The organism is Rhodopila sp., assembly GCF_035548235.1.
Lineage (GTDB): Bacteria > Pseudomonadota > Alphaproteobacteria > Acetobacterales > Acetobacteraceae > Rhodopila.
Window position 1 is genome coordinate 22,090 of the sequence record NZ_DASZTJ010000179.1, and the last position, 13,838, is coordinate 35,927.

A 13,838-nucleotide genomic window follows, 5' to 3' on the forward strand; every position below is an offset into this window, starting at 1 on the left:
CGGTCTTGAGAGGACGGAGTCACCCCACCATGGTCTGCGTCTGGCCGGGGAAGGTGATCGTGATCACCCCGCCCCAGGCGCAGTTGCAGATGCAGGTGTTGTCGATCGCCGGCATCTTTCCGTACATCACCGTCGGAATGCCCGGCGTCCAGGGGGTCGTGACCGGGACGCAAGGCATCGGCGTCAACACCCCCATCGCCGCGGCGGTGGCCGACGCGACGGCCGGGTTGGTCGGCGTGATGCACATCCCGAACGGCGCGATGTTCGTCATCGGCGCGAAGTCCATGATCGTCGCCGCCGGCATCTTGGAGGCCGACACCATCGATGTCGGCAGCACCGTCAGGGTGGAAGGCGCCATGCCGAACGGGCACATCAGCGCGGCGCCGGAAACGACTTGTACGGCCATTGTCAGCTCACATCCCTCTGGTCCGTCATCGACCACGACTTGGAGATGACCGGTCCCAGCCCCCCCGCGCTGGTCTGCGGACGATAGGACAAGGTCACGGCGCGCGCGATGAAGGATACTGTTTCCTTGATGTAATCGTCTTCGTCCGACCAATCGACCTTGATCACCATCACATGGTCGAACTCAAGGCGGAGATAGACCTCCCCCGCCAGCACGGAGCCTGTCGGCTTGCGCTTGATGATGACCGCCTGGTCGAACATCTCGCGGTCGATGCAGGATTGCACGATGACTTTCGAGGAGATGTCGGCCGGCTTGTCGAAGGTGATCGGCTGAAGGTCCAGCGGATACCGTCCGGGCTTCAAGTTGCCGCTGCGCCAGGACTGATACCCGCCCCGGCGCGACACGGCGCCCAGCGAGGCACGCCGCTCCTCCTCGGTCATCTGCTGCGTCACGTAATGCGTGTCATGCACGTGCTGCTGGGTCTGCTGCTGCGCCTGCTGCTGGCTTTGCGCCCCCCGCTCCGTGCCCGAGGTGCCCATGCGCATGTTGAAGTTGTCGATCTCCATATACATCGGGCGCTGGAAATCCTTGCTCAGCATATCGGGCGTGCTGCCTGGCTTCGTCAGCACCGTCTGGCTCGTGCCCGCGACCGGGACGCCGCCTTTCTGCACCAGTTTGAGCAAGAGATCGCCACTATCGGAATCCATCGAAACGACCCTTCCTATCTCGGTGCATACTTGTCGCGGATGTTTTCCGGACCGCCGTCCCAGGTCATGACCACCTCCCCGGCGGCGGAGATCACGCCATTGGCGCCTTGGCGGCGCAAGGTGATCTTCATCTTCTGGCAGATGAATTCACAGCTTTCCTGGATCAGTTCGCCGTCCGTCCAATCGACGCCCGTCAACAGCACCGTGTAGAAGTCGATGCGCATGATCCCCATCGAAGGCCGGTCTCCGCCCTGGTTGAGGCGCTTCACCACCGTCGCCGAATCGAACGTGATCGAGTTGCAGCAGTTGTAGAAGAACAGCGGCGAAGCCTGGTCCACCGTGCGCTTGAAACTGAATTTGTCGAACTCGAACGGGTACTTGATCTTTTCCGCTTCCTCATCGGTGGCGCTTCGCCAACTGGCGAACGGGCCGGCGTCACCCGAGGTCTTCATGCTGTCGTCTTCCTTGAGCGACATCGAGAAGTTGGAATCGTGCACCTCGAAGAAGTTGCTGTAGGAACTCTTCACGCCCGCCACCCCCGGCCGGAAGCCGTCCATCAGCGAGTCGCCCGACGCGACGCTGAGGGTGCATTCGGCATAGACGGGCTTCTTCTCGAACTCGAATTTCATCACCGTATCGGTCTTGGGGGCGCTTTCAGCCATGTCCGTCCACCTTTTACCCCGTCCATGTCAGCGGAGTGGTTTCGTCAACGTTACTGTGCCGGCATCCGCGAAAGCAATCGCAACGCAACGCTGATGCCTTCAAGCTGGTAATGCGGGCGCAGCAGGAAGCGTGCCTCGTACATGCCGGGCATGTCCTCGCGGTCCTCGATATAGACCTGGGCGTCCGCCAGAGGGTGGCGCGCCTTGAATTCCTCGCTGGACGTGGACGGCGACCCGTCGACATATCCCAGCAGCCAGTCGGACAGCCATTGTTCGATCTCGGCACGCGACATCGTCGATCCGATCTTGTCGCGCACCATGCATTTCAGGTAGTGCGCGAACCGGCAGCAGGCGAAGAGATAGGGCAGCCGCGCGGACAGCGTCGCGTTGATCGTGGCGTCGGGATCGTCGTAGACCTGGGGCTTCTGCAACGACTGCGCGCTCAGGAACGCGGCGCTGTCGGTGTTCTTGCGATGCACCAGCGGCATCAGGCCGCAGGACGACAATTCGGCTTCCCGGTGCTCGCTCAGGCAGATTTCGGTGACGGTCCGCCGGTCGGTGTCGCCGTCCGCCGTCGGGTGGTGCAGCACCGGCAGGCCCTGCACGACGCCGCCGCGGTCCACCCCGCGGATGCGCACGCACCAGCCGTAGTCGATGAAGGCGCGGACGACGTTGCAGGCGAAGGCGAAGGCGGGATTGCCCCACAGCAGGTTCCGGATGTCGCAGCCTTCGGCTTCCTCCTCGAAGGCGAAGGCGTCCAGCGGATCGGTGCGCGCCCCGTACGGCAGCCTGGCCAGGTAGCGCGGCATGCACAGGCCGACATAGCGCGAATCCTCCTGCTCCCGCAGCGCACGCCAGGACACGTATTCGGGGGTGCGGAAGATGCGGGTCAGATCGCGGGGATTCGCGGTCTCGGACCAAGATTCCATCTGCAGCAGCGCCGGTTCGGCCGACGCGACGAACGGGACATGCGCGGCCGCGGCGATCTTGGCGATGTCGGACAGCAGCGCGACGTCGTCGGGGCGATGGTCGAAGGCATAGTTGCCGATCAGCAGCCCATAGGGTTCGCCGCCGAACTGGCCGTATTCTTCCTCATAGACCTTGCGGAAGATCGGGCTCTGGTCCCACGCGTTGCCGCGGAACTTCCGCAGCGTGCGGGACAGTTCGCGCTTGTTGATGTCCAGGAACTTGATCTTGGTCCCCGCCTGCTCGTCTGTCGCGCGCGCCACCATCCACAGGCCCCGCCACGCCGCTTCCAGGTCCTGGAACGCCGGATGGTGCAGGATCGCGTTCATCTGCGCCGACATCGCGCGGTCGATCTCGGCGATCAGCGTCTCCACCAGCCGGCGCGCCGGCTGTTCCGGCAGGCCGGGGCCGGCTTTCAGCACCAGCCGCGCCATCGTCGCCATCCCCGCTTCGGACGGCGCGTCCTCGGCCACGCCAGCCACCAGCGCCGGACGTTCCAGCAGGTCGGCGAAGCTCGGCTCGAGGCTTTCGTGGTCCATCAGTTCAACGATATCATCGCGGCCTGCGCCGCCAGGCTGGCGCCGCCGTTCAGCGTCATCCCGGCCGTGGCCTTCAACTGCATCTCCGCCGTCGCCTCGCCCGTCAGGTTGATCAGCGCCTTCAGCGCCAGGTTCATCTGCGAACTGAGCGTGATGTCGCCCGCCGTCGAATCGACCTCGACCTTCATCGCCTTGATGGTGATCCCGGAGGTGTCGATCACGATGCTGTTCTGACCCACCTTCAGCGTGATCGACTGCGCCGCCTCGATCGTGCTGGTGCCGGCCGAGACCGTCAGCGAGTGGTTCCCCTGGCTGACCGTCGTCGTATCGTTCCCCTGGCTGACGGTCACCGACCGGTTGCCCTTCTCGACGGTGGTGGTCGTGTCCTGGGTGATCTTCACCGTCTCGTTGTTGAGGACGACCTTGTTGTAGTCCTTCTGCGCCTGGAAGAAGACTTCTTCGCTGTCCTTCTTGTCCTCGAAGCGCAGCTCGTTGAAGCCGCCGCCGCCCTTGCTGGAATTGGACTTGAACGTCATCCGCGTCTGGTTGTCGGGCAGCGAATACGGCACCGTGTTCGTGGCGTTGTAGACGACGCCGGTGACGAGCGGCCGGTCCGGATTGCCCTCCAGGAACTCGACGATCACCTCCTGCCCGACGCGCGGCAGCACCATGCTGCCCCACCCCTTGCCGGCGGTCGACTGCGCCACCCGGATGCGGCAGGTCCGCTTGTCGTCCTCGATCTCCGCCCGGTCCCAATAGAACTTCACCAGGATGCGGCCGTACTGGTCGGTGTCGATCTCCGATCCCGACGAGCCGACCACCAGGGCCGTCTGCGGACCGCGGATCATCGGCGACGGCGTCAGCCGGCGCAGGCGGAAATGCGTATCGTCCGGGATCACGTCGCAGCTGACGCGATAGGTGTCCACCGTCTCCCCCTGGTCCCTGACGCTGGAGGAGCCTTCGGCCAACTGCATCTCCCAGGTCGAGCGGATGATCAGGTAGCTCCTGTTCTGGGAGTCCTGCGGATGCTCCTTCAGCTTGAACTTCCATCCGGTGTGCAGGCCGCGCGCGTTGGACTTGGCCGTCATCACCAGCCGGTCCTTGGTGATCGCCTGCAGGTGCACATCCGTCAGCTTCTGGCCGTCCGACGTTTCCTTGTAGAAGCCGGGATACTGGTAGACTTCCAGGTCCTTGTAGCTCTGGTGCGAGCCCGGCATGGTCGTCTTCGACGTCAGGTCGGCCGACGGCTTGGTGAAGTCGTAGTCGCGATAGGTGAACTTCCCGGATTCCAGGCCCATCGCGGCGGACCATTCGAAGACGTGGTCCCCGACCGTCCGCTGCTCCGTCTGGTCGAAGGAGAACGGCACCTCCTCGCCCTGGTCCTTGTGGCTGTTCGGATCGTCGGCCAGCTTCAGCGTGTGCTTGGAGCGTGTATGGGTGAAGAAATAATAAATCCCGTACTGCTCCATCAGCCGATGGACGAAGTCGAGCGAGGATTCGCGGTACTGCACGCAGTATTCCAGGACGGTGTCGCCGGCGCTGGCCTGGCGCGCGTCCTCGAAATCCGAGAACCCGGCGTCGCGGAAGATCGTCGTGATGATGTCGAACGGCGATTTGTTGTTGAAGATCCGGCAGTCGACCACCCGCGACAACAGCCAGAGCCAGGGCCGCAGCTCCACCGAATACCGATAGGCGCCGCGCGCCAGGCCGTGGGACACGACCTTGGTCACGACGCCGTTGAAGAAGGTGTCGTCCTTTCCCTCGGCGGACTGTGCCAGCCAGACCGTCCCGCGGCTGCCGATCAACGAGGACACGTTTTCCTGCCGCTTGCCCGAGGACAGTTCGATCTCGTACAGGAAGGGGCGGCCCAGCTCCTCGGTCGCGTGGATGCCGTCGAAGATCAGTTGGAACCCCGGATCGGGGGAGAAATCGACCTCCACCCAGGCATTGGCGGCAATGTCTGCTGCGCCGGACATGATCTCCCTCCCTGGCGTTACAGCTTCGGCGGGCAGCGGAAGCTGCGCAGCGCCGACAGGGTGAACGGATTGTTGACGCTATTGGCGTTGAGCTGGAACGTCGCCGTCCCGCCGCCGCCGGTGAAGGTGATCCGGAACTTGTCCGGCTGCCCGCTGGGCGTGACCGTCGCGGTGTCCAGCAGGCGCAGCAGCGCCCACGGCCCGTCCTTCTCGATGATCGTCGCGTTGCCGCCGCTCGTCGGCGTCATCGTCACGCGCACCAGCGTCGTCCCGTCCGCTTTCGGCCATTGGAACCGAGCCTGTTCGGCGGGACCGTGGTTATAGGTCAGCGTCGTGCCGGCGATGTCGATCGAGATCTGCGCCACCGACGGATCCAGCGACACGGGCACGAGCTGGAACCGCACCTGCACCTGGTTGCCGGTACCGAACAGCGCCTTCTTGATCTGGTCCGCCCGGTCGAACTCCGCCAGCGAGGCCGGCGACAGGCCCAGCGGCACCTTGTCGGGCGACAGCCACCTCCACGGCTTCGTGGTCGTATCGACGAACTTCTTCAGATACTGGTCGAAGAACTGGTCCATCATCCCGCCGGGCGCCAGCAGGTTCGCGAAATCGTCGACCGGCACGTCCTCGGAACTGCCGGCGAGGAACGGGTAGCGGTTGAACGCCGCCTGGCACAGCGGCACCACCTTCGTCTTCCACGCATCGGACAGTTCCTGGGCGGCGCCGCTGCTGGCGACCTGGGCGCCACTCTTGGACACGCTGGTCAGCATCGCCGCGACCGGCTTGGGCATGTCCTTCGCCATATCCGCCAGTTGCTGGGCCGCGCCGGCGGCCCCACCCCCGGCCCCACCGCCGGCCGCGCCGCCGCCGGCCAGCTGGTTCAGCAGCGCCTGGCCCTGGTTCGGCGCGTTCGCGACCTGATTGAAGTTCTGGTACATCGCCAGGAGGTTCTTCATCATCGCGTCGATCGGCGCCGGCACGCCGGGGCCCGGCGCGGCCATGAAGTCGTGCAGCGACTTGAAGTGCTCGTCCACGCGCTTGGCCGGATCGATCGGCTTGCCGTTGGGGTCGTTGCCGAACATCTCGCCCAGGATGTTGACCAGCCCGGCCTGCTGGAACGACAGCCCGGACCGCGCCTCCACCGCCGCGAACCCGGCAGCCTTGGTCCCGACCTTGCCCGCCTTCGCCTCCACCGCCGCCGCCGCCTGGTCGGTCGCCGCCGCTCGGCTCAACTGCGTCTGCTGGTCGACGCTGGTCAGCAGGTCGCGCAGCGGCGACGCCGGCGCCGACAGCAGGCTGAGCTCGTCCAGCGCGCTCTGCAGGTTGGCGAACGGCTTGATGGCGATGTCCGCCAGCATGGCGTCCCAACGCCGCGCATAGTCGTCGAGATAGAGGTTGAGCACGTCGCGCCGCAGCTTGGTGGTGTCGCGCAGCGTCGTGGCCACATCGCGCTTGGCACGGCCCAGGACCCAGGAATCCTCGCTGATGTCCTGCGTCACCGTGGGCAGTATGGGCAGGAAGACGTTGTGGTACCCGGCCCAGGTATAGATCCCCGGCACGCCCGTCGCGAGGCTCTTGCCCGAGCGCAGCTCGAACACGCGGCTCGATCCCGGTCCGGCGTTGTCGGCGACGGTCCATTCCGGCAGCGAGGTGATCCGCTTGCTGTGGACGATGCGGTTGTAACTATATTCCGCCAGCGGCACCCGGTTCAGCACCTCGCGCGCCCGGTTGATCAGGTCGTTGTTCAGCGCCAGCGGCGTCAGCGGCTGGTCGAGCATCGCCTCGGCATGCGCCAGCAGCGACTCCCGCGTCTTCGCCTGCTCCTCGCTGGGATAGCTGTTCGCCACGTCCAGGCTGAACCACTGCATCACCAGGTCCTTGTCGAGCGGCCCTTGCCGGCCCAGCACCAGGTAGACCTTCAGCAGCGGATACAGCAGGTCGGGGTTGTTCATCTGCCGCGCGATCTGGATCTCCAGCCGGCCCAGCATGCGGGGGAGCAGAAGACCGTTCAGCGCGCGGTCATACGCGTCCGCCGCCGCCAGCCCCAGCTTTTCGCCCTGGTACAGCCCAAGCTCCAGCGCGATCGGCACGTCCTTCTCACGCTCGTCGAAGCCGCCCGGAATGCCCCGCAGCGTATCCAGCGGCGGCAGCACGACCGCGAGGTCCAGATCGTTCGGACCGCGCTTCGCCAGGTCCGTCACCTGGTTCGTATAGACGGACGACGCCGCGTGGACGTTGGCGATCAGCGCGCGGTTGTTGATGTAGCTGATCACCCAGCCGCCCATCAGCACCACCAGGAACAGCGCGGCCGCGCCATAGGTGCCATAGGCGATCAGCTTGGCCCGCTTCTCGACCTTCGGGTCCAGGCCGACCAGCCCGGCCTCGCCGAAGATCACCTCGCGGATCAGCCGCGACAGGAAATAGCTGCGCCCGGCGCCGCTGAACGCCGTCACTGCCTGGCGCGGCAGGCCGAACTCGCTGGCCATGGTGCCCAGCAGCCGGTCGATCGGCGTGCCGTCCTGCGTGCCGGAGGTGAAATAGATGCCGCGCAGCAGCGCCCGAGGCTCCAGCCGCGAAGGCCGGAACGCTTCGTTCAGGAACTCGTTGGCGACGTCGCGCAGCGACGCGAGCTGCTGCGGGAAGCCATAGATCAGGCGGCGGCGCTGCGGGTCCGGCTCCTGGTGCACCCGTTCCAGCATCCGGTCGTTCAGCCGCTCCAGCAGCGCGTCGAACGCGCCGGGGAAGCCGGCGACCATCCCGTCCTCCCGCCCGTCGTCATAGGGGAAGGTCACGCCCCAGGCCTGCTCGCGCTCCTCGCGGCCCATGTTGTCGAAGAACTCGACGAAGCCGGCCATCAGGTCGGCCTTGGTGAACAGCACATAGACCGGCACGCGCACGCCGAGTTCGTCATGCAGCTCCCGCACGCGCCGGCGGATGGCGCGGGCATGGGTCAGCCGCTGCTCCTCGGTCAGCAGCGACAGGTCGGACAGGCTGATCGCGATCAGCACGCCGTTCAGCGGCCGGCGGTGGCGATGCTTCTTCAGCATCTTCAGGAACCCCAGCCACGCGGCGTTGTCGACCGCGGCCTGGCTGTCCTGCGTCGTGTAGCGCCCGGCGGTGTCGATCAGCACCGCCTCGTCGGTGAACCACCAGTCGCAATTGCGCGTGCCGCCGACGCCCTTCAGCGCCTGGGGACCGCCCGCCGTATCGGCCAGCGGGAACTTCAGCCCGCAATTCAGCAGCGCCGTCGTCTTGCCCGCGCCCGGCGGGCCGATGAACATGTACCACGGCAGCGACACCAGCCGCTTGCCGCCGCTGCCCTTCTTGCCGGCCTTCTTCAGGTTGGCCAGCGCCTCTTTCAGCCGGTCGGACAGCAGGGCGATTTCCTCGGCCGACGCCGTCTCGTTCGGATCGGGCTCCGGCTTGGCGATCCCGGCGGCCAGGTCCTTTTCCTGCTTCGCCGCGTGCAGCGACCGCACCAGGTTGGTGACCAGCCACAGCACGAAGATCGCCGCGATGGTCAGGTAGCGGACGAACGCCGTCTCGAACGGATGGACGCTGCCGAACCCAAGCAGCGGGCCGCAGAACCAGACCAGCACCGCCAGCACCAGGGCGCCCAGGAAGGTCGTGACCCAGCGGTTCCGGAAGATCCGCGTGAAGAAATCAATGAGCATCGCCGGGCCTCACGTCGCGTCCGAGCTGCGTACCAGCACGATCTCCGTGCGGCGGTTCTGCCTGCGTCCGTCCTCGGTCGTGTTGGGGGCGATCGGGTCCGCCTGCCCCTTGCCCTGGGCATGCAGCCGGCCGGGGTCCTTCACCTTCGTCTTCAACACGTCCAGCACCGCCTGCGCGCGCGCCTGCGACAGCTCGAAATTCGAGGGGAAGCGCGGCGTGTGGATCGGCTGGTCGTCGGTATAGCCGTTGACCATGACCTGGCCGGTCTCATCGTTCAGCGCCTCCCCGATCCGCTGCAGCAGCGGCTGGTAGCTGGACGACAGCGTCGCCTGGCCGGAGCCGAACATGTTCACGTTCGCCAGCCGCACGGTGATCGTCTGCGCGTCCTGGAACACGGTCACCAGCCCGGCCTTGATCTCCGGCGCCAGGAACTGCTTGAGCTTCAGCTCCAGGTTGCTGGGCTGGGTCACCGCCAACTGCACCGGCGGCGGCGCGGGCGGCGGCGGCGCGGTGCGCGGCACGGTGACGGTCCCGCGCGGCGGAAGCCCGTACAGCTCCGCGAAGGAGATCTCCGACGAGTTCGACAGCGCGAAGGCGAAGCTGACATAGGCGATCGAGGCGATCGCCAGCGTCCCCAGCGCCGTCGCCCAGATCGGGATGCGCCGGGCGAGGGGCTTGGCGCCGGCGTTGATGCCGCGCCACTGGGGCGACAGCTCCCGCTCGAAATCGCCGCGGCGCATGCGGATGGCGCGATAGACCCCTTCCCGCAGCTCGCTCAGCGCCGCGATCCCGCGCGGCATGACGCGATAGCGGCCGATGAAGCCCAGCGACATGCAGAGATACATCAGCTCCACCACCGGCAACTGGTTGCCGAGGTCGCGCTGCATCTGGTCGAGGATCTCGAAGAAGCGCTCGCCGCCGGTGACTTCGTTGTGGAAGATGCTGGTCATCGTCTGCCGCGCCCAGTTCGACGCGCGCCCCCAGGGCGTGTTCAGCACCAGGTCGTCGATCGTCGCGCACAGCGCATAGCGCGCGGCGCGCAGCGAGCGGGTGTCCATGCCGGTGGCCAGCGCGTCGACCTCGAACTTGCGGATCGCGTCCACCATCGCGCGCTTCAGCCGGTCGGCGTCCGGTCCGCGCGCCGCGTCGCCCGAGATGCGCACGATCGCCGCCAGCACCGGCGAGGCGGCGGCAACGAGCGGGTTCGTGCCCGTCACCGGCAGCGGCCGGGCGGGCCCGGACGCAGCAGGCGGCGCGGTGTTGGCGAAGGGATCGTGGCGCGGCGCCGCCCCCGGCGTTGCGCCACCGGAATATCCCGCCGCCGTGCCGGACGGGCGGGGCCGGATGATGGTCTTTTCGGCGTCGGACGGTTCGGCGAAAGGATCGTCGCTCATGTCAACCTCGGATCGCCCAGCATTCCATTTCGAGTCCGGGAAGGTCCCCGGCGACGTGCACGGCGATGCCGCCGGAGCGGGCCAGGGCCTGCCAGTACGGACCGGACCGGTCCAGTTCGAAATAGGAACGGCCGGCGTAATAGGGAAGCTGGCGCGGCACCACCGGCAGCGGCGCGACCGCGATGCCCGGCAATGCCGCGGTGATCAGCTCCGCGATCTGCTCGACGGGACCGATCTTCACCTGGTTGGGGAAGCCGCGGCGCAGCGTTTCGGGCGGCACCTGCGCCTTGACCACCAGCACCCAGGTCGCGTCCGTGACCAGGCTGCGATCGGGGATCGGCCCGACCCGGATGCCGTATTTCCGCTCCTGCAACGGAATCGGCACCGCGTTCGCCGAGATCACGGTCGACAGCGCCTGGCGCAGCGCCGCGATCACCGGGCGGAACGTCGCGTTCAGGTCGTCGTGGCGGTACGGCGGGAACACCGGCGGGCGCTTGCGGGTTTCGGTGAACGTCGCCAGTTCGCCGGCCAGGCTGAGCAGCACGCGGTACAGCGATTCCGGATGGATCTGCCCGTTGGCCGCGGCCAGGTGGGTGATCAGCGGTTCGTAACGGTTGCAGATCTGCAGGATCAGGTAGTCGCTGATCTCCGCCGCCCCGCGCGTGGCGGAATCGGACACGCGGCCCGCCAGCGCCTCGGCGCGGTGGTGCAGCAGCCCCTGTAGTTGCGTGAGAAACCCAGCCAGCAGCGACGACACGCCGCAGGTCATCACCGGCGGGATATAGGCTTCATCCAGCACGACCGCCTTGTCCGGCCGCACCTCCACCACCATCGCCAATCCCACCGAGACATGTCCCGCTCGGCTTTCATGCTCCAGCGCGTAGCGGATGCGCAGCTTGGCGATAGGAACGGTTGCAACCGATCGGTTGTCCGATGTGGTGTCGATGACCTCCCGCTCGCCCGATGAATAGCGGGCCGCGGTCTCCAGCCGGTCCGGCGGCACGGTGTCGACGGCGTCCTGCAGCCGCGACGGCAGCACCAGGTAGACGATCGCGTTCTTGACCGTTTCGGGCACGTCGATCGTCGGCGGGTGGTCGGTATCGTCCGGGATGTGGAACGGTGTCCCGTCCGGCAGGACCCCGGCGGCGGAGCGCACCGCGAACTTGCCCAGCGCCAGCAGGTCGGTATCGATCGACAGATGGGTCAGCCCGTAGGAGAACGGCGTCAGCGCGCCGGTCGCGCCGCGGATCACCCGCTCGAGATAGCGTTCCTGCTGCTGCAGGTGCTGGGGCTGCAGGAACAGCCCCTCACCCCAGACGACCTTGTTTTCCCAGGCCATGGTCAGGAGCCGGGGGGCTTGCCGGGCGCGGAGGCGACCTTCACCTCCGACGCGCCGATCGTCGCGGTCACCGTGGTCGTTTCATGCGCCGGCACATCGGCGTCGGCACGCCATGTCGCGGTCTGGAAACGGGCATAGGCCGCGAACACGCCGATCGCCTTCACCGGATCCGTCGGCGACAGGGTCAAGACTTTCGTCGTGCCGGGCGCCAGCAGCACTTCGTCCTTCTTGATCAGGTCCGGGCCCAGCGCCGTCGCGTCGGTCTTGTAGAGCGGGAAGAACTCCGCCTGCTCGAAGCTTGACTTCGAGCCAAGCTGGTACACCCGGACCGAGATCGGGGCGCCGCCGTTCACGTCCTTCGTCGCGACCAGCTTGACGTAGACGACGGTCGGCGGCGGCGGTGGGGGGGCGGAACTGCAACCGGCGAGCACGGCTGGACCGAGAAAGACCGTACTCCGTAACAAAACGGCAAAGGCACAACCCAAAGTCCGGCGACGCGGAGTTCCACGCATTCGTCCAACGCTCCCTCGATCATAGTTACTATGCACCACTTGTTCCTCTGGGGGAAGAACAGTTGCATCATCCGCCAACATCACCCATTGGGATCATCCATTGGGATCATCCGCTGGCGTCGTCCATTGCCGCCGCTCTTCCCGGCCGTCCAGGGGATTGCCTCCCTCTTCCTGCCGAAGAAAGTTGCGTATCGCAAGAAAATGCCGTCTCCCCCCAGCGCGTCCGTTCCGCGCGCGTCTACTCCTTGCGGGTCTGCTGCGTATAGGCCTTCGCGAACTGGCGGCCGAAGACCGACTGGAAGTCGTCCTCCGCCTCCCGCGTAATGTCGCCATAGATCTGGCGAAATGAATCCCAATATCGAGACTTCCGCGCGCCAGGTAAAACCGCGCTCAGGCCACCAAGATTAAGGCGTTTCTCAAGTTCATCCGGGTCGAACCGCCGTAGAAGCGTCATCAACGCGGTCTGCACGCCGGCCATGACCGCGATCTCGTGGTCCTTGATGTCCCCCACCGCCTCCCGCGCTGCGGCCAGCGGGGGCATGTAGCCGCGCCGCCGCGGCGTCAGCAGGGCGGCGACCGCGTCTTCCGGCGTGACCGAGAATTTCAGCGCGTTGTTGCCCTGCGCCGCGATGATCGTCTGCTCGATCCGCATCTCGCTCTTGATGGCGGCGCGGGAGATCAGGACCTCCCGCAGCCCCTCGGCCATGGCGCGGAACACTTCCCCGGCAGCGCGCAGGGCGGCTTCGGGATCGGCATCGTCGATCTGCGCGCCGGTGACGCCCGCGCCTTCCAGGAAGGCCTGGAACAGCGCGCGCGGATCGGCCGCGCCCGGCGCCGGAGCCTGCGTCCGGGACGGCGGCGCGGGCGCGACGGATGGGGCGGCAGATGGGGCGGCAGATGGGGCGACGGATGGGGCGACGGATGGGGCGACGGATGGGGCGGCGGCCGAGGGCTGCCGCGTGGTGACCGCCATCGGATCGAATTCGGCGTCGTCCGCCCCCGGCCGGACGGCGAAGCCGGCGCCTTCCTCGAACGGATTGCCCGGCCCCGCCACGGGCCGCGCCTGGAACGCCGCCGGCGGTTCGGCGGCATGGGGCGCGGTGGGAACCGGCGGCGCGGGGACCGGCTGCATGGGCATAAGGCCGCCGGCCGGGACGGGACCGCCAGGCGCGGCGAAGGGATCGGATGGCGGCGCGGCGAAGGGCGGCGGCGCGGGAACCGGCCGCGCCGGCATGGCCGGCGGCATTTCCCCCGGATGCATGCCCCCCGATACCATTCCCCCAGGTACCATTCCCCCTGGCAGCATCCCCCCGGGTGGCATTCCTCCGGGTGGCATTCCTCCGGGCGGCATGCCCCCCGATACCATTCCCCCGGGCGGCATCGCCGGCGGCGGCGCGAAGGCCTCCGGCTGGGTCGCTCCGCCGGCGGGCGCGCCGAACGGGTCGGTCCGGTTCGGCTGCCCGAAATCCGTCATCAACTCCGCCGGGTTGAACCCCGGCGGCGGTGCGGCCTGTCGAAAATCCTCAGGCCCCGCCTGCCCGTATCCCGGCGCCTGCATCCCGCCGAACGGGTCCGCGGCCGCCGGCGGCACCGGCGCGGCATTCATTCCGCCCGACGGATGCATCCCCTGCTGGTCCATTCCGCCGCCGAACGGATCGGGTG

General features: G+C 67.1%; 11 protein-coding genes. 1 reads left to right on the forward strand and 10 read right to left on the reverse strand.

Annotated elements, in window-relative coordinates:
• Positions 1–19: 19 nt before the first annotated feature.
• The 10 genes from VHB27_RS14550 to tagH all read right to left on the reverse strand — a co-directional run bounded on the left by VHB27_RS14550 (position 20) and on the right by tagH (position 13,410).
• On the reverse strand, positions 20–406 hold the full coding sequence (locus VHB27_RS14550) for a DUF4280 domain-containing protein (protein ID WP_325601633.1): 387 nt from the start codon (positions 404–406) through the stop codon (positions 20–22).
• A 2-nt stretch (positions 407–408) separates the two neighbouring features.
• Positions 409–1,113 (reverse strand): type VI secretion system tube protein Hcp, encoded by a 705-nt coding sequence (locus VHB27_RS14555; protein ID WP_325601635.1) that lies wholly within the window; start codon positions 1,111–1,113, stop codon positions 409–411.
• Between the two features lie 14 nt (positions 1,114–1,127).
• Complete coding sequence (locus VHB27_RS14560) at positions 1,128–1,775, reverse strand: type VI secretion system tube protein Hcp (protein ID WP_325601637.1); 648 nt, start codon at positions 1,773–1,775, stop codon at positions 1,128–1,130.
• Between the two features lie 50 nt (positions 1,776–1,825).
• Complete coding sequence (tssC, locus tag VHB27_RS14565; RefSeq protein ID WP_325601640.1) at positions 1,826–3,280, reverse strand: type VI secretion system contractile sheath large subunit; 1,455 nt, start codon at positions 3,278–3,280, stop codon at positions 1,826–1,828.
• Positions 3,280–5,256, reverse strand: a complete 1,977-nt coding sequence (locus VHB27_RS14570) for a type VI secretion system Vgr family protein (RefSeq protein WP_325601642.1) — start codon at positions 5,254–5,256, stop codon at positions 3,280–3,282. The genes tssC and VHB27_RS14570 overlap by 1 nt, the downstream gene beginning before the upstream one ends.
• 17 nt (positions 5,257–5,273) lie before the next feature.
• On the reverse strand, positions 5,274–8,930 hold the full coding sequence (gene tssM / locus VHB27_RS14575) for a type VI secretion system membrane subunit TssM (RefSeq protein ID WP_325601644.1): 3,657 nt from the start codon (positions 8,928–8,930) through the stop codon (positions 5,274–5,276).
• 9 nt (positions 8,931–8,939) lie between these two features.
• Entirely contained in the window at positions 8,940–10,325 is a 1,386-nt protein-coding gene (tssL, locus tag VHB27_RS14580) for a type VI secretion system protein TssL, long form (protein WP_325601647.1), read from the reverse strand.
• 1 nt (position 10,326) lies between these two features.
• Positions 10,327–11,664, reverse strand: coding sequence for a type VI secretion system baseplate subunit TssK (tssK, locus tag VHB27_RS14585; protein ID WP_325601649.1), 1,338 nt, complete (start codon positions 11,662–11,664; stop codon positions 10,327–10,329).
• Positions 11,665–11,666: 2 nt separating this feature from the next.
• The gene (gene tssJ, locus VHB27_RS14590) at positions 11,667–12,095 is read right to left on the reverse strand and encodes a type VI secretion system lipoprotein TssJ (protein WP_325601651.1); all 429 of its coding nucleotides are present in this window, start codon (positions 12,093–12,095) and stop codon (positions 11,667–11,669) included.
• Positions 12,096–12,414: 319 nt separating this feature from the next.
• Positions 12,415–13,410 carry a type VI secretion system-associated FHA domain protein TagH gene (gene tagH, locus VHB27_RS14595; RefSeq protein ID WP_325601653.1) on the reverse strand — a complete coding sequence of 332 codons (996 nt, stop codon included), beginning with the start codon at positions 13,408–13,410 and terminating at the stop codon, positions 12,415–12,417.
• 115 nt (positions 13,411–13,525) lie between these two features.
• Between tagH and VHB27_RS14600 the strand changes: the two genes are divergently transcribed.
• Positions 13,526–13,838: hypothetical protein (locus VHB27_RS14600; RefSeq protein WP_325601655.1), on the forward strand; the 313-nt coding region annotated here is incomplete at its 3' end.